Annotated in this window: 22 protein-coding genes and 1 tRNA gene (1 of these 23 running past the window's edge); 21 read left to right on the forward strand and 2 right to left on the reverse strand. The window is 44.7% G+C overall.

Annotated features, from left to right (window positions below):
• From FGL80_RS04780 to FGL80_RS04825, 10 genes are all read left to right on the forward strand, one after another.
• Window positions 1–409, forward strand: partial view of an adaptor protein MecA gene (locus FGL80_RS04780; protein ID WP_055308258.1) — the 3' portion only. The gene continues 302 nt to the left of window position 1, outside the view; only the last 409 of its 711 coding nucleotides appear in the window; the start codon falls outside the window, past its left edge; it ends in the stop codon at window positions 407–409.
• Window positions 410–472: 63 nt separating this feature from the next.
• The gene (locus tag FGL80_RS04785) at window positions 473–874 is read left to right on the forward strand and encodes a rhodanese-like domain-containing protein (RefSeq protein WP_055308257.1); all 402 of its coding nucleotides are present in this window, start codon (window positions 473–475) and stop codon (window positions 872–874) included.
• A gap of 150 nt (window positions 875–1,024) precedes the next feature.
• Window positions 1,025–2,035 (forward strand): lipoate--protein ligase, encoded by a 1,011-nt coding sequence (gene lplA / locus FGL80_RS04790; protein ID WP_055308256.1) that lies wholly within the window; start codon window positions 1,025–1,027, stop codon window positions 2,033–2,035.
• Complete coding sequence (locus FGL80_RS04795) at window positions 2,028–3,164, forward strand: thiamine pyrophosphate-dependent dehydrogenase E1 component subunit alpha (RefSeq protein ID WP_055308255.1); 1,137 nt, start codon at window positions 2,028–2,030, stop codon at window positions 3,162–3,164. Before lplA ends, FGL80_RS04795 begins: the two co-directional genes overlap by 8 nt.
• A gap of 1 nt (window position 3,165) precedes the next feature.
• Window positions 3,166–4,146: an alpha-ketoacid dehydrogenase subunit beta gene (locus FGL80_RS04800; RefSeq protein ID WP_055308254.1), complete on the forward strand. Its 981-nt coding sequence runs from the start codon at window positions 3,166–3,168 to the stop codon at window positions 4,144–4,146.
• Window positions 4,139–5,449 carry a 2-oxo acid dehydrogenase subunit E2 gene (locus FGL80_RS04805; RefSeq protein ID WP_055308253.1) on the forward strand — a complete coding sequence of 437 codons (1,311 nt, stop codon included), beginning with the start codon at window positions 4,139–4,141 and terminating at the stop codon, window positions 5,447–5,449. Before FGL80_RS04800 ends, FGL80_RS04805 begins: the two co-directional genes overlap by 8 nt.
• 1 nt (window position 5,450) lies before the next feature.
• Window positions 5,451–6,860 (forward strand): dihydrolipoyl dehydrogenase, encoded by a 1,410-nt coding sequence (lpdA, locus tag FGL80_RS04810; RefSeq protein ID WP_055308252.1) that lies wholly within the window; start codon window positions 5,451–5,453, stop codon window positions 6,858–6,860.
• A 72-nt stretch (window positions 6,861–6,932) separates the two neighbouring features.
• Window positions 6,933–7,715 carry an alpha/beta fold hydrolase gene (locus FGL80_RS04815; protein WP_055308251.1) on the forward strand — a complete coding sequence of 261 codons (783 nt, stop codon included), beginning with the start codon at window positions 6,933–6,935 and terminating at the stop codon, window positions 7,713–7,715.
• A gap of 68 nt (window positions 7,716–7,783) precedes the next feature.
• Window positions 7,784–8,179: a TetR/AcrR family transcriptional regulator gene (locus FGL80_RS04820; protein WP_055308250.1), complete on the forward strand. Its 396-nt coding sequence runs from the start codon at window positions 7,784–7,786 to the stop codon at window positions 8,177–8,179.
• Entirely contained in the window at window positions 8,163–8,522 is a 360-nt protein-coding gene (locus tag FGL80_RS04825) for a PH domain-containing protein (RefSeq protein WP_055308249.1), read from the forward strand. Before FGL80_RS04820 ends, FGL80_RS04825 begins: the two co-directional genes overlap by 17 nt.
• 169 nt (window positions 8,523–8,691) lie before the next feature.
• Here FGL80_RS04825 and FGL80_RS04830 read toward each other — a convergent pair whose 3' ends face one another.
• Complete coding sequence (locus FGL80_RS04830) at window positions 8,692–8,874, reverse strand: DUF3042 family protein (RefSeq protein WP_029509042.1); 183 nt, start codon at window positions 8,872–8,874, stop codon at window positions 8,692–8,694.
• Window positions 8,875–8,959: 85 nt separating this feature from the next.
• Between FGL80_RS04830 and FGL80_RS04835 the strand changes: the two genes are divergently transcribed.
• Complete coding sequence (locus tag FGL80_RS04835; RefSeq protein WP_055308248.1) at window positions 8,960–9,715, forward strand: glycerophosphodiester phosphodiesterase family protein; 756 nt, start codon at window positions 8,960–8,962, stop codon at window positions 9,713–9,715.
• Complete coding sequence (gene miaA / locus FGL80_RS04840; RefSeq protein WP_055308247.1) at window positions 9,708–10,601, forward strand: tRNA (adenosine(37)-N6)-dimethylallyltransferase MiaA; 894 nt, start codon at window positions 9,708–9,710, stop codon at window positions 10,599–10,601. Before FGL80_RS04835 ends, miaA begins: the two co-directional genes overlap by 8 nt.
• 502 nt (window positions 10,602–11,103) lie before the next feature.
• Here the strand turns inward: miaA and FGL80_RS04845 are convergent.
• On the reverse strand, window positions 11,104–12,459 hold the full coding sequence (locus FGL80_RS04845) for an HD domain-containing protein (protein ID WP_055308246.1): 1,356 nt from the start codon (window positions 12,457–12,459) through the stop codon (window positions 11,104–11,106).
• Between the two features lie 148 nt (window positions 12,460–12,607).
• On the opposite strand from FGL80_RS04845, the gene FGL80_RS04850 reads away from it, so the two are divergent.
• From FGL80_RS04850 to FGL80_RS04890, 9 genes are all read left to right on the forward strand, one after another.
• On the forward strand, window positions 12,608–13,057 hold the full coding sequence (locus FGL80_RS04850) for a YwiB family protein (RefSeq protein ID WP_147001827.1): 450 nt from the start codon (window positions 12,608–12,610) through the stop codon (window positions 13,055–13,057).
• A gap of 25 nt (window positions 13,058–13,082) precedes the next feature.
• The gene (rpoE, locus tag FGL80_RS04855; RefSeq protein WP_010002071.1) at window positions 13,083–13,667 is read left to right on the forward strand and encodes a DNA-directed RNA polymerase subunit delta; all 585 of its coding nucleotides are present in this window, start codon (window positions 13,083–13,085) and stop codon (window positions 13,665–13,667) included.
• Window positions 13,668–13,835: 168 nt separating this feature from the next.
• Window positions 13,836–13,909: transfer RNA gene (locus FGL80_RS04860), tRNA-Lys, on the forward strand.
• 406 nt (window positions 13,910–14,315) lie between these two features.
• A complete protein-coding gene (locus FGL80_RS04865; protein WP_055308244.1) occupies window positions 14,316–15,701 on the forward strand; it encodes an amino acid permease in 1,386 nt (461 codons plus the stop codon).
• 119 nt (window positions 15,702–15,820) lie between these two features.
• Complete coding sequence (gene plsX / locus FGL80_RS04870) at window positions 15,821–16,873, forward strand: phosphate acyltransferase PlsX (RefSeq protein WP_055308243.1); 1,053 nt, start codon at window positions 15,821–15,823, stop codon at window positions 16,871–16,873.
• A gap of 42 nt (window positions 16,874–16,915) precedes the next feature.
• A complete protein-coding gene (locus FGL80_RS04875; RefSeq protein WP_019040020.1) occupies window positions 16,916–17,164 on the forward strand; it encodes an acyl carrier protein in 249 nt (82 codons plus the stop codon).
• A 366-nt stretch (window positions 17,165–17,530) separates the two neighbouring features.
• Window positions 17,531–18,010: a GAF domain-containing protein gene (locus tag FGL80_RS04880; RefSeq protein ID WP_055308242.1), complete on the forward strand. Its 480-nt coding sequence runs from the start codon at window positions 17,531–17,533 to the stop codon at window positions 18,008–18,010.
• A gap of 104 nt (window positions 18,011–18,114) precedes the next feature.
• The gene (locus FGL80_RS04885; protein WP_055308241.1) at window positions 18,115–19,629 is read left to right on the forward strand and encodes an ABC transporter permease/substrate-binding protein; all 1,515 of its coding nucleotides are present in this window, start codon (window positions 18,115–18,117) and stop codon (window positions 19,627–19,629) included.
• Complete coding sequence (locus FGL80_RS04890) at window positions 19,626–20,087, forward strand: SprT family protein (RefSeq protein ID WP_244297898.1); 462 nt, start codon at window positions 19,626–19,628, stop codon at window positions 20,085–20,087. The genes FGL80_RS04885 and FGL80_RS04890 overlap by 4 nt, the downstream gene beginning before the upstream one ends.
• Window positions 20,088–20,089: the final 2 nt, after the last annotated feature.

Below are 20,089 nucleotides of genomic sequence, written 5' to 3' on the forward strand. Positions count from 1 at the left end.
GATTGACCAAGTTTCTGATGAACGTCGCTCAGCGTTAAGGCAAACGGATGATGGGCAAACGGTCTCATCGCCGTCACAACAGCAAGCGACCACAACTGCCTCAGACACCAACCAACAGCCTGTGGACAATCTATTGACCGTTAAATTGCCGTACTTTGAAGCGATTATCCCAATTGCGCATTTAGCCAACCGGTTAGATCGTGCTTCAGACTTATATCGCTATCAGTCCGATTTTTACCTCACGCTACACTACGAACAGGACAATGTGAGTCATGATATGATGAAGGACCAAAAGGCGATGATTCTCGAGTATGCGACTGTTGCGGCAGTACAAAATGATGTCTTAAGGGAACATGGTGAGTTAGTCATGCAACGCGATGCGCTCAAGCAAATTAAAAACTTATTCTAAAGGACGCGGTAACGCGTTTTTTTGATATAATATAAACATTGACTTTATTAGAAGAGGTAAAAAATGAGTATATTAGGAACAGTTCTAACCGTTATTCTTGCGTGGATTTTAATTGCTTTTGGCAGCTGGCTATGGGTTATTTTGTCAGCAAAATCGAGTGGGACATTACTCAAGCCCGAAGCATTTGCGGATAAATTAGCCAATGAAAATGCACAAATTATCGACGTACGTGAACCTGCTGCCTATAAGCGCTCACACATTATGGGGGCACGTAATATTCCGGCAATAAACTTTTCACAAGGAAAGTCTGGCTTGCGTCATGATCGTGATATTTTTCTTTATGATGACCGCTTGCGTGAAGTGACACGTGTGAGCAAAATTTTGAAGAAGCAAGGGTACCAAAAAAATCGTATTTTTATTTTGCGTGGGGGCTTCTCACAATATACTGGGAAGAAAACAAATTAAATAATAACGCCAAGAAGGTTGTGATACGGCTTATGTATCACAACCTTTTTTTATATGGGCAGCTAAAAATAATGATGGTGTCGATGGCTTTAAATTTTAATAAAGAAGTGTATAATTGAAAATGTAAGCGGTTACAAAAAGGAGAAAGCCATGCAATACATTAATTACTTTAATCATGATGCCTACACAAATATTGCCATGGATGCGTGGTTACTGAAGCATTTAAAGCCAACTGAACCGGTTTTTGCCTTGTGGCAAAATCAGCGTGCCGTTATTGTTGGTGAAAATCAAAACACGTTTTCTGAAGTGAATGCTGATTATATCACTGAAAATGATGTGCAAGTTGTCAGACGGGTTTCTGGTGGTGGCGCAGTTTATCATGATTTAGGGAACATTTGCTTTACTTTTTTTGTACCGGTTGTTAGCAGTGCCAATGTTGATTTTCATCAATTTGTGCAACCAATGGCAGATGCTTTAGCTGCAGTTGGCATTGACGTCACAATTTCTGGCCGTAATGATTTGGAAATCGATGGCAAGAAAATTTCTGGTAATGCGCAGCGCTATGCGGGTGGCTATTTAATGCATCATGGTACATTGTTGTGGGATACGGATGTGGATGCGATGGTACGGTCGTTAAACGTGGCTGACGAAAAATTTATTTCAAAAGCAGCGAAATCAGTCCGCGCACGGGTGGGTAATATTAAGGATTATGCCCCTGATAATTTAACCATCGATGCATTTATCAAACAATTGCGCTATTACCTCACTAATGAAGGGCGAGATGGTGAATATCAATTAACAGACACACAGAAGACAGCGATTTTAGCCTTACGAGATCAACAGTTTGCCCAGTGGTCATGGAATTATGGGCAAAGTCCGGATTTCATGTATCAAAACCATGCTAAATATCAGGGTGGCAGCATTGACGTGCATGTCAATGCTGTTGACGGGAAAATAACTGATATTGACTTTACTGGTGATTTTTTGGGTGTGCGTGATTGGCGTGAGATTAAATCACAATTTATTGGCTTGCCGTTTACCAAGACTGCGGTAGCTGACGTGTTATTAGCGAACCAAGACGGTCAGTACTTTGGCACGATCACGAACGATGAACTTTTGGCAGTATTTTTTCAGAAAGATGAGGTAGAAACACATGTCTGATATCACAGTAACAAATGAGAAAATTTTGGACTTTAGTGGCCAATTAGCGCTACAGGATGAGACATTTCCAACACTACAGATTTTAAATCCTGCGGGTGAGATTGTTGATGAAGCTGGTTTAGCGCGTGCAGATCTATCATCGGAAGATTTAGTCCAAATTATGCAACGGATGTTGTTGAGCCGGCAATTAGATATTCGGTCAACAAAGCTTGCCAAGCAAGGTCGCTTTGGCTTTTTTGCGCCAACAGCTGGGCAAGAAGCCTCACAAATGGCTTCATCGTATGCCTTTAATGATAGCGATTGGTTAATGCCGGGATATCGTGATATTCCACAAATTATCGTGAAGGGGTGGCCAATTTGGAAAGCGATTCTATGGTCACGCGGCCATGTTTTAGGGAATGTGTTCACAACGTCAGATGATCAACCCGTCAATGCTTGGATGCCACAAATTATCATTGGCGCCCAATACGTTGAAGCAGCTGGAATTGGCTTAGGACTCAAAAAGCGGCAAAAAGACGCGGTCGCCTATGCCTATACGGGTGATGGCGGGTCGTCACAAGGTGACTTTTACGAAGGGGTCAATTTTGCTGGTGCCTATCAAGCCAATGCCGTCTTCTTTATTCAAAATAATGGCTATGCTATTTCAACACCACGTGGATTACAAACTGCGGCAACGCACTTGGCGGCCAAAGGCTGGGCTGCTGGGGTGCCAAGTGTCGTGGTTGATGGGAATGATCCAATTGCCGTGTATTTGGCAGCTAAGGAGGCGCGTCAGTGGGCAGTATCCGGTAATGGGCCAGTATTGATTGAAACGCTGACAGATCGCTTAGAGCCGCATTCAACTGCAGGTGACGATCCATTGCGTTATCGCACACAAGATGACATTGATGCGTGGTGGGCAAAAGAACCCCTCATTCGGATGCGCAAGTTTATGACCGACCAAGGCATTTGGGATGAGGCTAAAGAAGCCGCCTATATTGCGGAAGTCAATGCCTTAATTGATGAACAGATTAAAATTGCAGATAATGTGCCAAAGCAAAAAATTTCTGACTTTATTAAAAATACACTGGAAGTTCCAAGTTATGCTATGACAGAACAAATCGCAAAGTTTGAAAGTGAGGGGAAGTAAGATGGCTGTTAAAAGTTATATTGATGCTGTCCGCGAGGCAATGGATCTTGCCCTTGGTCAAGACGAGAACGTCCTCATTTTTGGTGAAGATGTTGGTAAAAATGGCGGTGTGTTCCGTGCCACCGATGGGCTGCAAGCCAAATATGGCGAAGATCGGGTCTTTAATACGCCCTTAGCTGAGTCAGGTATTGGTGGACTAGCCATTGGCTTAACCACACAAAACTATCGACCAGTGATGGAAATTCAATTCTTTGGCTTTGTATTTGAAGTGATGGATTCAATCGCTGGCCAAATGGCCCGTAATCGTTTCCGCTTTGGTGGGACAAAGCAAATGCCAATTGTGGTTCGTGCCCCTTATGGCGGTGGCACAAAGACACCGGAGATGCATGCGGACAACTTGGAAGGCATTGTGGCCCAAATCCCTGGTATTCGTGTTGTGATGCCCGCCAACCCAGCAGATGCTAAAGGCTTATTGCTCAGTGCAATTGAATCAAATGATCCTGTGGTCTTTTTGGAAAATTTGCATCTCTATCGTTCATTAAAAGGCGAAGTACCAGAAGGTTACTACACAACACCGCTTGATCAAGCGGCCGTTGCGCGGGAAGGTAGTGATGTCTCGATTATTTCTTATGGTGGCGGTGTACCAGTTGCGTTGAAGGCAGCGGAAGCCTTAGCCAAAGAGAATATTTCGGCCGAGGTTCTAGACTTACGGACAGTTTCGCCACTTGATATTGCAAGTATTGGCGCCACAGTACAAAAGACCGGTCGAGTGGTCGTTGTCCAAGAAGCCCAACGCATGGCAGGCATCGGCGCCAACGTGATGAGTGAAATTTCAGAGCGATTTATTTTGGACTTGAAGGCACCGATTGGCCGCGTGGCGGCACCGGACTCAGTTTATCCATTTGGTCAAGCCGAAAATGATTGGATGATTAAAGCAGATGATGTTGTGGCAAAAGTGATGGAGGTTGTGAATTATGACTGAGATTTTTAAAATGCCAGATATTGGTGAAGGGATGGCCGAAGGTGATATTACGTTATGGCTGGTTAAAGTTGGTGACACGATTGCCATGGATGATCCCGTTGCCGAAGTGCAAAATGATAAGTTAATTCAAGAAATTTTATCACCCTATGCGGGGAAAGTGACGAAGTTGTTTGTCGAGGCTGGCACAACTGTATCCGTTGGCGATCCCTTGATTGAATTTGATGGCGATGGTAGTGGTGGTACTGCGTCAGTGGCTGATACTGCTGTACCAACACCTGACGTGGCACCAGTTGCACCTGTGACTGAGCAGGCACCACAAGCACAGACTACACCTAGTCCTACGGCAAGTACTGTCCAAACGGTTAACGGTCATGTCTTGGCGATGCCTTCAGTTCGTCATTTGGCGTTTGAAAAAGGCATTGATCTCACGCAAGTACCTGCAACTGGTCGACATGGTCATGTGACCTTGACCGATGTCATGAACTTCCAAGCAGATACCACAGCAGCGCCCACACCGGTGGCTGCTGTGGCCCCAGCGGCACCAACCCCACCAAAGCCTGCAGATAGCAAATCAGAACGACCTGTTGCACCAGCGCCACTACATGAAGGTCGGCAACCAATGACACCAATCCGGAAGGTCATTGCCAAAGCAATGGCCAACCAGAACGCAACGATTCCGGCGGTCACTAATTTTGATAGTGTTGAGGTGAGTCAGCTGGTGGCACATCGTCAACAGTTTAAAGCACAGGCGTCTGAACAAGGGATTCATTTGACTTACTTGGCTTATGTGGTGAAAGCGTTGGCGGCGACGGCTAAAAAATTCCCAGAAATTAATGCCAGTTTGGATATGACCACCCAAGAAATTATTTACCATGACGACGTGAACATGGGGATTGCGGTGAATGCACCGTCTGGTTTATTTGTACCGGTCGTGGCGCAAGTTGATCGGAAGTCGATTTTCCAAATTGCCAAAGAAATTGCCATTTTGGCCGATGCCGTGCGTGATGGGTCGATTTCGCCTAAGCAAATGCAAGGCAGCACGATGACGATTTCTAACCTCGGTTCAGCACGGGGCACTTGGTTCACACCCATTATTAATGGCCATGAAGTGATGATTCTTGGCTTAGGCTCAATTGTTAAGGAGCCAGTCGTCAATGCGGCTGGGGAAATTGTTGTCGGTCAGAATATGAAGCTGTCCTTAACTTATGATCACCGGTTGATTGATGGTATGTTAGGTCAAAGTGCCTTGAATTATTTGAAGCAGTTATTGGCTGATCCAGCGTATATGTTGATGGAGGTGTAAGATGGTTGTTGGCGCACAAGCACGTGAAATTGATACAGTTGTGATTGGTTCTGGGCCTGGCGGCTATGTGGCAGCCATTCGCGCCGCCGAATTGGGGCAAAAGGTGACCATTATTGAGCGCGACGCCATTGGCGGCGTTTGTCTGAATGTCGGCTGCATTCCATCAAAAGCGTTAATCCATGTTGGCCATCGCTACCAAGAAGCCCAAGCAAACACACCATTTGGTCTGACAACCAGTGGGGCAACCTTAGATTGGCAACAAACCCAAGATTGGAAGCAAAATCAAGTCGTGAATACCTTAACCAGTGGTGTGGCGATGTTGCTGAAAAAGCATCAGGTGGAAATTGTCCATGGCGAAGCGACTTTTACCGATAATGAAACCTTAAACGTGGTGCAAGAAGACGGTCATGAATTATTACAATTCAACAATGCCATTATTGCGACTGGGTCACGTCCAGTTGCTATTCCAAGTATGCCATTTGGTGGCCGCATTATTGATTCAACGGGTGCCTTAAGTTTACCTGAAGTGCCTAAGCGTTTAATTATTGTCGGTGGCGGCGTCATTGGTTCCGAGTTAGGTGGCGCTTATGCCAACCTTGGTGCACAAGTCACAATCATTGAGGGACTAGATCATACCCTCAATGGGTTTGATGCCGAAATGACACGACCAGTTTTGGCTGACTTTAAGCAAAAGGGGGGCGTTATCGTCACTGACGCGCAGGCCAAGTCGGCCACGCAAACTGATGATGAGGTGCGTCTCACGTACACCGTGGCTGGCGAGGAGCACACGATTACTGGTGATTATCTACTCGTGGCAGTTGGCCGTCGGGCAAACACGGACACCTTGGGCTTAAACAACACGGATGTGAAACTCACAGATCGTGGGTTGATTGAAATTGCGGATAACATGCAGACGAGCGTGCCGCATATTTATGCCATTGGGGATGTGACTGCAGGGCCACAACTGGCCCATAAGGCGAGCTTCCAGGGTAAGATTGCTGCTGCAGCGATTGCGGGGGATCCGCAAGCACACGACCTGCATTATGGGTTACCAGCCGTTGCGTATACGCAAGTCGAGATGGCAACCGTTGGCGAGACACCCGAATCAGCCCAAGCCAACCAACTGGACGTTAAAGTATCTAAATTCCCCTTTGCGGCCAATGGTCGTGCCATTTCAATGGGTGAAACGGCGGGATTCATCCGCTTAATCAGCGATAAGACCACCAATGCAGTGTTAGGGGCGCAAATTGTTGGCCCAAGTGCTTCAGATTTGATTGCTGAGTTAGCACTGGCAATTGAAAACGGCCTGACCACACAAGATATTTCATTGACGATTCACCCACATCCAACCTTGGGTGAGGCGATTATGGATACTGCTGAATTGGCAGATGGGTTACCCGTTCACATTTAGCATGCAATACTGACATAAGCAGCAAATGACGTTGCCAACACTTGGCAACGTCATTTTAATTCTAGGAGAGTTATGGCTCATATTACAACAAACGACAACGTACAATTAGCCTATCACGTTCATGGAATTGGCCAGCCCATTATTTTAATTGCTGGCTATTCTGGCAACCAAGCGACGTGGACAGCACAAATTCCGGCATTCGTAGCAGCCGGGTATCAAGTGATTACTTATGACCGCCGCAATCATGGGCAGAGTGATCAAGTGGCTTACGGCATGCGGCTATCGCGTCACGGGATGGATCTCGCCACGATTATCTCAGCTTTAGCACTCAAACAGCCCATTTTATTAGGGCATTCGATGGGCGCCAGCACAATTTGGGCGTATTTGTCCCTATTCGGGGATGCTGATATTCGTGCCGTGATCACTGAAGATCAAATCCCCAAAATGATTCAGACAGCGGATTGGCCTTATGGTTTATTAGGGTCCGATTGGCAGCATTTACCAGCAGCTTTGACGCAATTACCCACCACGAAATTAACGAACCTGAAGCTTTCAGCTGACATCAAACGCGCAATTGGGCAACATTTCCAACCTTTTGATTTCAAATTGAATGCCCCGTTATTGGAAAATAGCGCAGTGCAAGATTGGCGGGATGTTTTGCGGCGTGAAGCGGTGCCGCACTTGTTTATTGCGGGTGGCCAGTCACCATTATGGCCAGCTGAACATGCCAAAGTGTTAGCACAGATGACGGCGCATGGGCAATACGTCATTCTACCTGAAGCCGGCCATATCCCCCATATCGAAGATCCAGCGACGTTTAATGACGCAATTTTGACTTTCTTAAATCGTTTATAAAAAAGCAACGGCCATAAAGGTTGTTGCTTTTTTTTGACTAATCAGTCAACAAAAACTATAATCAAGGCATGGGAAGAAAAACAAGTTTTGATCACGATGTCGTTATGTTACAAATGAGCCAAGTTTTTGCGCGCTTTGGCTATGTAGGGACCGCACTGGATGATTTAGTGGCCGCAACGGGTGTCTTACGAGGCAGCTTATATCGCGCATTTGGTAGTAAACAGGGGATGTTTATTGCGTGCCTGACAGCAGGTTTAGCCAAACAGCCACAATCAGAATTAACGTGGCGTTTGATTTTAGTAGCATTATTAGAATTAACCCAAACAAGCATAGCCGTTCGGACGTTGATCCAAGAATGGTATCGCAAACAAGAGGCGACAACAGTTCTCGCGCAGTTAGGGCAACAACTATTGAATCAAAGTGGTATTTTAAAGGAGGCATTACCAGATGGAAAACACAGTTGAATTAACAGCAGATATGTTAGTCGTGACACCAGTTGGGATAACAAAAATTGCTGCGTTAAAAGAAGCCGTACGTGTACCAAGGGCGCATGTGGTGGGCGCTTCGATTGATGCGGGCATCCTAAAGGAAAAGAAAGGGCTACGTATGCCCGGGACAGCTATTCCGGGCTATTGGGCTGGGACTTTTCGTAAAACAGGCGAAGAGACGTTTTTTAACATTAAACAAACTAGTGAATCAGTTGTGATTCAGCTCAAAGATGAGCGTTACACCCGCTTAGTAATTGGTGTCGCGCAGCCACGGGAACTCGTCAATCAGATTAATAATTGGGTGGCGGGACACGATTAAATTGGTACAACGTCTGTCAAAGCTTGCTACGTGACGTCTGTTGGTCATGAAAAAAGGATTAGCTGATGTGCTAATCCTTTTTGCTAATGATCGGTTATATTTTTGCTTGCATAATCAATGGTTAGCAATTAATTAAACAAAAAAATCAGCCGCTAACGGCTGATTGGGTTTAAAAGCGTGATTGATGTGCCGCGATGCTGCGACGAATAGCTTGCTTTGATACTTCTTCGTGTTGTGCTTCGGCTTCTTCGGCTGGCTTGATAACTGTTTGGCGATACCCAAGTGCAGAAGCAGCAGCAACAAGGGCTGATCCAATAATACCAACGATAACGCCTGACTTAAATGATTTCATAATCCCTCTCTTTTCTTACGTTTTTCTAAAGTCTATTATCAACTATTTTGCCTTATTTGTAAACGAATTTAGTATAATAAAAATTATGACAAAACAAACACAAATTATTGCGCATCGCGGTTATCGCGCGGTGGCCCCTGAAAATACGTTACCAGCGTTTGAAGCAGCCTTGGCGTATGACATTGATATGCTCGAAATGGACTTGCATCGGACCAAAGATGGCCACCTTGTCGTGATTCATGACGAAACGGTTGATCGCACAACTAACGGGACTGGTCTTGTCAAAGACCTAACTTTGGCTGAGATTAAGGCGTTAGATGCTGGTCAATATAAAGACCCCAAAATGCCCGGCGTGACGGTGCCAACTTTTGCGGAATTTTTAACGTTTTTGCAAGCACAACATTTTGCTAAAACGTTATTGATTGAAATTAAGACAGATCATCAGGATTATCCAGGTATTGAGGCTGATATTTTAGCGTTGGTGGCTGAGTTTAAGCCAAGTTATCCAATTATTTATCAAAGTTTTAACTTGGAGACCCTAAAGACCATTCGTCGGTTAGCGCCAACAGCTGATGTCGCAGCGTTAGCTGTATGGGGTGGCTATAAGGTCTATTGGTTAAAATGGCGCGGGGTCTTTGACTATGTCCATGTTGATATGCGCATTTTAAAGCATAAGCCGAAAATTTTTTGGCGCTCAAACTGGCATACCCGTGTTTGGACTGTGGACAACGAAGCTGATATGCGCCGTGTGTTTAAAGCGGGGTTACGTGGTCTGATCACGAATAACGTCGCCCTGGCGACGCGCATTCGTCAAGAAATACAAGGAGAGCAGCATGACTAAAATTGTCGTAATTGCGGGACCAACTGCTTCTGGTAAAAGTGATTTAGCCATTAAAATGGCGCAACAGTTTAATGGTGAAATTATTTCCGCCGATGCCATGCAAATTTATCGTACGTTAGATGTGGGTACAGCGAAGGTGAGTCCAGAGGAGCAAGAATTGGTGCCGCATCATTTAATTGATATTGTTGATATGACAGATACCTTTTCGGTAGCTGATTTCGTGGCGCAAGCAGATCAAGCGATTGCTGACATTGTGTCACGGGGTAAATTACCGATTATTGCTGGTGGGACCGGCTTTTATGTAAAAGCATTACTTGGGGCACAAACGCTAGATTATGTCGCTAGCGATGCGACAGAGGTCGCAGCGTTACAAGCTGAGGCGTTACCTGACTTAGTCGCGACGTTGCAGGGATTAGATCAATCGTTGGCCGAACGAGTTGATTTAAACAATAAACAACGCGTTATCCGCGCCATCCAGATTGCACGACACGGCAAACACGATGAACAGCCAGCACGACCAAACTATGAGGCCTTCGTGGTGGGATTGGATTGGCCACGTGAGGTTTTGTATGAGCGGATCAACGCCCGAGCCGAGAAGATGTTAGCAGCAGGGTTGCTTGATGAGGCCGACCGGATTTTAGCGGCGGGTGGCGAAACCATTCAAGCTGGTAAAGCCATTGGTTATAAAGAATTCTTCCCGTATTTAACTGGGGATGTGACGCTTGCTGAAGCCACTGCGCAAATGCAACAAGATTCGCGCCGTTATGCAAAACGTCAATTGACTTATTTACGGCATCAAATTCCTGGCTTGATTTGGTTATCAGGTCAGCATGCTGCCACGACGTTATCAGACTGGTTAACAACGTGGTTAGCAGCATCAGAGTAACAAGACCACGCCATTGTTGTGGTGTGCTCAAAAAGTTAAAGTAAAATATTTTAGTTCATCAAGCGGCCAGTTGCCGGTATTCTACCGATGAGTGGCCGTTTAATTTTGTTTGGATTCGTGTGTTGTTGTCATACAGTATCCAATTGTTAACAGCATCTATCAACGCTTTAGTTGATGAATACAGTACTTGCCTAGTGGCTCAATCATAGTGGTAAAAAATTAACTACATTAAAAGCCTAACTGAATTAAATTATGGTTAGGCTTTTTGTTTTGCTATTAAAAAATTAGGGACGAGCAACTATTTTGACACAGCTTTATAAATAATTCTTTTCTAACAAACGCCTTTATAACATTATTTAATACTATATAAAGGAAGGGTAATCAGTAACAGGGATACAACGGGGAGTGTATGCATGTGCAATCTCCAAGGTTTTAAACTGGGCAAGTCATGCTGGTCGATACTAAAAAACGTGCAAATTGAGTTATGAGCACGTTTGATAGATTAACTTTCCGGATTAGGGATTGTTAAGGCATTATTATGGATATAGCTGCGAAATTTTTTAAAGGTATCCGCAAACAAATCATCTGGTTCGATGCTTAACATGTCTTTTGGGAAGAAGAACCGCTGATCTAATGACGCTTTACCTTTGATTGCGGCAACTAAGGGTGACAACTCTGATAATTCACGGTGTGAGCCGTCATCTAAAATAAATTCAATCTGTGTCCGCGGCTTAGCCACATTTGGCTTGTAGTCATCATAAGGGAGGTCATAGGCGTCATTCCTAGCTGTGTAATAAACTGGATTGTAACCAGTAAAGGCCACTAATTGTTCCAATTCTTCCAAAAGTGGTGCGGTATTATCGTCAATAACAATTGACTTTAGCGGTCGACGATCAAGGAAACGACGGGATAAATCAGATAAAATCTTATCTGGGTGATCGCGCCACATCGCAATATAAGCCATAAAAACATGGTCATCTAGGCGTAAATAGTCTGCGGTCGATAATTGTTCACCGTTAAATAGTGGTGTTAATAAGGGACCGAACGTGCTGGTGTTTTGACTCGATTCGGTGCGATAAAGTTCTTGTGCGCGCCGCAGTAAATGCTCCAGCAAAACTTCCATGCCACGTGATACAGGATGGAAATAAACTTGCAGATACATTTGATAGCGACTCACGACATAATCTTCCACAGCGTGCATGCCAGCAATATCAAAGCCAATCCCTGTGGGGGTCGGTTTCATCGTGCGTAGAATGCGGTCAATATCGAATTCACCATATTTTGTCCCAGTATAGTAAGCATCGCGTAGGAGGTAATCCATACGATCGACGTCAAGCTGACTGGAAATCAATTGGACGACTTGGGGATTATGGTAAGTTTTAGCGATGACACTCGCCACCTTATTGGGAAAATCAGGGGAGACACTTGCCAATACGGCATGAATTTCACTGTCACCCGTAATAATAGCTTGCGTCATCGCTTCATGATCGGTGTTAAAAAGATGTTCGAAAGTGTGGGAAAAAGCCCCGTGTCCAATATCGTGCAATAGGGCAGCAGATAGCGTTACCAGCCGTTCGTTGGTATCCCAGAGGCCATCTTCTGGTGAAGTGGACGCATAATACTGTTCAAAATGCTCGGTAATCCGACGGGCAATTTCATAGGCACCAACAGAATGGCCAAAACGTGAATGTTCGGCCCCATGAAAAACAGCGCTGGTAATGCCAAGCTGTTGAATCCGGCGTAAGCGTTGAAATTCAGTCGTATTAATGAGATCAAGGATCACACGATCTTGAATGTGAATGAATTTGTGGATGGGGTCACGTAGGACCTTCTCGTTGTGTAATTTATCTGTTAACATCATTTGTCCCTTTTGACCTTTCTTATATTATAATAGATAATTAACGAAATGAATGAAAAATGTCGGCGGATTATCAGATGTGCCACACAACCGTCGGTTGACACATGATAGGCTAGTGTGTCGTATGACCTGAGTCTAAGGGGGAACTATGTCACAAACACAAAAACAAATGGTCCAATTATCATTAACAACAACTGTTCGTCAAGATGACGACGTCGAGACTTTTAATTTTGACACTGCGGGGGAGTTATTGGCTAAAAATGGTCATGTCTACTTACGTTATACGGAAATCATTGCGGAACAGCAAACCAAAGTCCGGTTTAAATTTGAACCAGACAAGGTCCGATTGCACCGGACAGGTGACGGGCACCAAACCCAACTGGTTTTTGCGCTGGGACAACAGGTGCCAGCTTTCTATCAAACACCGGCTGGGCAAATGCATTTGGCAACTTATACCACGCAGTTACAGACAGCAATCGATCCGGAAAAGGCGCAAGGTAAAATTGCGATTGACTATCAACTCATTGCCAATGACCAGATTGTTGGCGAATACGCGTTACGGTTGCAATTCCAAGCTAAATCTAGTAAACTTAATTAGTTAGAAACTCGAAAGGACGTGCACTATGGCACTCACACAATTAGGCAATCACCCAAAAGAAGAATTAGCATTGGTTGAAATTGCAACTGCAATTTTGGCAGAGCACAAGACAGTTATGCCATTTAGCTCACTGGTTCAAGAAATTCAGGACTTTTTGGCAGTTGATGCGGAGACGTTCCGGTCACGTCTCTCACAATTTTATACCGACTTAAATACAGATGGCTCATTCATCTCACTTGGTAACAATGAATGGGGCTTGCGTGCATGGTATCCAGTTGATGCCATTGACGAATCAATCCACGAAATGGATGATGACGATGACACACCAAAGCGTAAGAAGGTTGCAAAGAAGGTTAACGTCTTTGCAGACTCAGCAGCAGATGATGATGTGATCGATTATAACGATGACGATCCTGAAGACGAAGACTTTGGTGAAGTTGCTGAAGAAGAAGTCGATGTTGACGTTGACGACGCTGAAATTGAAGTTGAAGACGATGATGACGACACAGATATTATCGTTGGCGATGATGAATCAATTGATGATAACTTAACAGAATTAGCCGGCACAAACGATCTTGATGATTTGGGCGACGGTGATATTGAAAAGTAATGTTAAAATGCCGTGTTAACGGCATTTTTTTTGTGGCTATTGACGTGTTGGCGGCCTAAAATAACGGGTTTTGATAATGTATTAAAAATGTAATAAAAAAAGTTTTGAAAAAGGGTTGCATTTTTGGCGCAACATCTGTAATATATATAAATGTGCTACGGCATGTATGCTCCTTTAACTCAGTTGGTTAGAGTAGGGGATTTTTAATCCCAAGGTCCTCGGTTCGAGTCCGAGAGGGAGCACTGATTTAACTATCAGGTGACCTTTGGGATATTCCAGGAAAAGCAAGTAACTTTGTTACTTGCTTTTCTTTTTGTCTAAAATACATTGCAAAAAAAATTGAATCATAGTATTATTGATACAAGCGTTGAGACGGACGGGTTACTAGATCGCCTTAGTAGAGACATCATGGTTGGTGAAAATGATGAAGGGACTAGTGGACTAACTACCGTTGATGCATAATCTGATTAGGTGCAAGCTGAAAGGATTGTCGGTGTAATTGGCCGTTACCCCAATTGCTTTAAGTGGCTTGTCGACAGACAGGCTTGAAATTGGGTTGGTACCGCGCAAAAGCGCCCCTAGATTAGGTTCTAGGGGCGCTTTTTTTATGCCGTACGTGCAACGAGGGAAAAGTGTGAGGAAAGAGCAATGTTAGATAAACGGAACAGAGAGTTAAACCGAGATTTATCGTCAAATCAAATGCAAATGATTGCCTTGGGCGGGACGATTGGGGTCGGCTTGTTTATGGGATCATCGGCGACGATTAAATGGACCGGTGTATCAGTTATTTTTGCCTATGCGTTGGCCGGATTTGTTTTATACCTGGTGATGCGAGCACTGGGGGAAATGTTATTTGTTGATCCAACAGTCGGGTCATTTGCTAACTATGCGACAAAATATATTCACCCACTCGCCGGTTATTTAACCGTCTGGGCGAATGTCTTTCAGTGGTTGACTGTTGGGGTCTCAGAAACGATTGCCGTCGGGGTCTATCTGAACTACTGGTTCCCAGGGGTGCCAATTTGGGTCACTGGTATTGTCGTTTTGGTAACGTTGACCTTAGCAAATATGGCTACGGTGAAAGCATATGGCAATATGGAAACTTGGTTTTCAATGATTAAAGTGGTCACGATTATTTTAATGATCATTTTAGGCTTTATGGTGATCTTGCTAGGATTCGGTAATGGGTGGCATCCCGTTGGTTTTTCTAATTTGTGGACGCATGGTCCATTCTTTGCTGGTGGCATAAAAGGCTTTATGTTTGCCTTGTCAATTGTCATGACATCTTATCAAGGTATTGAAATTATCGGGATTACGGCTGGGGAAACGCAAAATCCTAAGCACGCGATTGTGTCAGCTATTAAGTCCATTGTGGCGCGTATTTTAATTTTCTACATTGGGGCTATTTTTGTCATCATCACTATTTATCCATGGGATAAGTTGGATCAAGTTGGCTCACCCTTTGTGGAGACGTTCTCGCGTGTCGGCATTACTGCCGCTGCGGGTATCATTAACTTTGTGATGCTAACAGCTGCTATGTCTGCTTTGAACTCTGGTATTTTTAGTTCAAGTCGTATGCTTTACACGTTGGCGTTGAACAAGGAATTGTCGCCAAAGTTTTTGAAACTTTCAAAGCATCGCGTGCCAACGTTGCCAGTGTTGGCGATGTCAGGTGGTATTTTGATTGGAATTGTGCTTAATGCATTATTACCACTCTTTTGGCGCGGTAGCTCAAGTGTCTTCGTGCTCGTTTATTCGGCAAGTACGTTACCAGGTATGGTACCATGGTTTGTCATTTTGATCAGCCAAATGAAATTTAAGCGTGACAATCCAGACTTGTTGGCAGGACATCCGTTTAAGATGCCTTGGGCACCGTACACCAATTACTTTGCCATTGCCATGCTTGTACTGACATTGGTTTACATGGTGATTAATCCAGAAACACGGATACCACTACTCATTGGACTAGCCTTTTTGTTGGTGATGTCGGTCGTTTTCTTTATCACCCATCACAAGTCAGCCAAGCAACAGTAAGAATATCTTCGGCGGTTGGTCGTGAAAAATGATAAAATAGATAAAGATTGAAATTTGGAGGCTAGGGTTGTTAGGTCAAATCGGTCAAAGACGGACCGGACCAGCAACCAACGATATAGATGACTAAAAAAATCGCAATAGATGCCATGGGTGGCGATTACGCTCCACTTGAAATTGTCAAAGGGGTTGAGCTGGCACGTGACCGTTATCCTGAACTAGAGTTTCTGTTATTTGGCACTGAATCAGCGATTAAGCCACTGGTGCAAAACTGGGACCGCTTGACACTGATTCCCACAACAGAAGTGATTGAGATGGGAGATGAACCTGTCAAAGCCATGCGCCGTAAAAAGGACTCATCAATGGTGCAAGCAGCCTTGGCAGTTAAAGACGGTCGGGCAGATGCCTTGTTTAGTGCCGGTAATACTGGTGCGTTGTTGTCCAGTGCTATTTTCTTGGTGGGCCGGATCAAAGGGGTCGATCGACCGGCTTTGGCAACAGCTTTACCAAGTTTTGGTGGGGCACATGATCAATTTGTCTTTATGGATTTAGGCGCAAACGCCGAGAGTAAACCAGCCCACCTTTACCAATATGGTATTTTGGGGAGCTTCTATGCCTCACATGTGCTTGGTATTAAAGAGCCAACCGTGCGCTTGTTGAATAATGGTGCGGAAGAAGATAAAGGTGATGAGGTGCATAAAACAGCCCATCTTTTGATGAAAGACACGACAGCCTTTAACTTCTTAGGTAACATTGAAGCGCGTGAATTATTGGCCGGCACTGCTGATGTTGTCGTGGCGGATGGCTTCTCTGGTAACGCTGCCTTGAAAGCAACAGAAGGCACTGCTTTGATGATGCTTAAGCAACTTAAAGCAGCAATTATGGCTGCTGGTTTGCGTGGTAAGTTGGGTGGTGCACTCTTAAAGCCTGCCTTTAAGACAGTGCAAAAGCAACTCGATTATAATGAAGCCGGTGGCGCAGTTATTTTGGGTGTGAAGGCACCTGTTGTTAAGACGCACGGTTCAGCTAAGGCACCGGCAGTGGCCAACACAATGGGGCAAATCAAGACAATGTTGGATCACCAATTGGTGCCAGATATTGAAGCATTTATTGCAGAACATAAAGACGAACTACAAGCTGGGAAAGAAGCTTTAAGTACACAAGTTAACGGCTAATGGCTAGCTGTGAATATTGGAAGATATATTGGAGAGTAACAAATGGCGATGGAAAAAGAAGCAATCTACAACATGATGGCAGATGAAATTGCAACGCGCTTTAGTATTAAGCGTGAAGCAGTGACACCAGATTTAAACTTTTTGACGGATGTGAATGCTGATTCAATTGATTTCGTGGAATTAGTATTAGAAGTCGAAGATATGTTTAATGTCAGCATTTCAGATGAAGATGCTGAAAACTTGGTGACGTTACAACAAACAGTTGACTACATCGTCGCACATCAAAATTAGTCATTTGACAGCCGTGCGACATTAAGCTATACTGATTTTCAAGTTAATCATTTTAATGTGTTGAGAAGAGTAATATTGTTGGAGTGTTCAGCGAGCTGTGTTTGGTGAAAACAGCCACTTTGGCAATGTGAAGATGAACTCATGACACACGTTCGTGCAGTGCAAGCTAAGCGATCGGTGGGAGCCGTTATCTTCCCTAATCTTGCTGATCAAAAGTCAGCGGATTTTTTGAGGTAGTTAACACTACGAACATGGGTGGTACCACGCAAACAGCGTCCCTATACGAATCATAGCGTTCGTGTAGTGACGCTTTTTTAATACAATAATGATGACCACAACTAAAACAGCATTTTTGGAGGAAAAAACATGTCAGCAGTTCAATCACCAGCACCACTCATCTCTCAGTTACTTGACACTTGGATTCAAGGTGAGGGGAGCCAAGACTTCCCAATGGCCAACTATGCCAATGCGGCCGCTATTTTATATCAAAATGTCGCTGACATTAACTGGGTTGGGTTTTATCTTTATGATGATGCCCAAAATCAATTAGTCGTTGGCCCATTTCTGGGCAAGCCAGCGGTTGCGTTGATTGCACCGGAAGCTGGGGTTGTTGGGCACGCGTTTAGTGTCCAAGAAACCGTGGTGGTTGATGATGTGAACACTTTTGCCAATCATATTGTCTGCGATCCTAATTCAAACGCTGAAATTGTGATCCCATTGACAACGGCTGATGGCCGCCGTCTTGGCGTCTTAGACATTGACTCACCAACGCGTCAGCGTTTCTCGGCACAAGATCGTGCGGACTTAGAACATTTTGTGCAAACGTTATTAGCCTATGTTAAATAGTGCCAATAACGCAACAACATTAAATTAGGGGGCAGGGCGCATTATCATGCACCTTGAGGTTTGTGTGTTTAAGACACATAACCGTACATAAAAGGGTAACAAACATGTGGCAAACACTCATGACGCGTCACGATCAATTCGTGACAGCGCTATGGCAACATATTCAATTAACAGTCGCCGCACTCGTGATTGCGGCACTGATTGCGATACCATTGGCGATTTGGGCTGAAAATCATCGGCGCTACGCAGAATGGTTATTACAACTAACAGGTCTCTTTCAAACCTTGCCATCATTGGCAGTTTTAGGGTTACTGATTCCTGTGGTCGGTATTGGGACACCTGCGGCATTAATTGCCTTGGTTATTTATGCGTTATTACCAATTTTCCAAAATACCTATCTTGGTTTAACGGAGGTTGATCAAGGTGTTCTTGATGGGGGCCGTGCATTAGGTTTATCCCGACGTCAGATACTGCGACGGATTCAATTACCACTGGCACAACCAAGTATTATGGCTGGTCTACGGACGGCTGTTGTGTTGATTATTGGCACGGCCACCTTAGCGGCGCTGATTGGTGCTGGTGGCTTAGGTGATTTCATTTTACTTGGCATTAATCGCAATAATACCAATCTTATTTTAATCGGGGCGTTTGCCTCAGCGGCCTTAGCGTTAATTGGGAGTTTTGGTGTTCAGTGGCTCGCCAAATTACAGCATACTTGGCGCCGGATCGTGTTGATTAGTTTGAGTGTGCTTTTTATTGGTGGCAGTGTCGCGCCGTTATTACCGCAAAAACAAGCCCCCCAGACAATCACCATTGCTGGTAAACTGGGATCTGAACCAGAAATTTTGATTCACATGTATGCGGCGTTGATTAAACAGTCTCAACCAGAGACGCGGGTGATTTTAAAACCAAATTTTGGGGTGACCACATTTCTGTATGAAGCGTTGACCAGCAAAAAGATCGACCTTTATCCAGAATTCACCGGCACAATCACCGCAACGCTGGCTAAACCACCAGTGACCTTACCAGTAGGTGCTGATGCGCAAACGACTTATTTAGCTGCTAAAAAAGTCGCCCAAGCACAACAGCTTACGATGACGCAACCCATGCAATTCAACGATACGTATGGGATTGCCGTACCGCAAAATTTGGCCAAGCAATATCATTTAACAACGATTGGGGATTTGCAGCACCTCCCGCATGCCAAGGCAGGGATGACGGCAGAGTTCTTAGATCGCCCTGATGGCATGCCGGCAATTGAGCAGACGTATGGTTTGAATGTACCAAAGGTGAGTTTGGACCCAGCGCTGCGTTATCAAGCTGTGCGTGAACAGCAAGTATCAGTGGTTGATGCTTACACAACTGATTCACAAATTAAACAATATCATTTGAAGGTGTTGGCTGATGATCGGCATGTTTTCCCAGTATATCAAGGGGTTGGTCTGATGCGCTCAGATTTTGCCAAAAACCACCCAGAAATTGTGCGTGCGGTGAATCAATTAGCGGGTCACATCACTAATGAGGAGATGCAAGCGATGAATTATGCTGTCAATGTCGACCATCAATCAGCGGAACAAGTCGCCCGCAATTACTTGAAAGCACACAAATTACTCAAATGATGACGCCAGCAGAATTACAACAGCGGGTAATGTTGCTCTCGCAACAAGTATTTGGTCGACCGTTTCAACATCAAGCCACCTTTAACGCCCGTTTAAAAACAACTGGTGGGCGTTATTTCACGCATAGTCACCATCTCGAATTTAATCCGAAAATGGCGGCGCTGCCTGAATTTGACGCGATTATTAAACATGAATTGGTGCATTATCATCTGCATCTGCAACATAAAGGTTATCGGCATCGCGATCGTGATTTTAAGCAGTTGCTGGCAGCAGTCGGTGGGGCGCGCTACGCCCCTAAATTAGCGGCGACAACAGCGACTAAGCCAAAACATCTGTGGCGTTATCAGTGTTGCAATGGTCATGTGCTAACCAGACAGCGACGCATTCAAGTCGACAAGTACCGCTGTGGCCAATGTCATGGGACGTTACGGTTGCTTGGGGAAGTTCCCCATTCTTAGTG

Origin of the sequence: Leuconostoc lactis (assembly GCF_007954625.1) — a bacterium.
Classification (GTDB): domain Bacteria; phylum Bacillota; class Bacilli; order Lactobacillales; family Lactobacillaceae; genus Leuconostoc; species Leuconostoc lactis_A.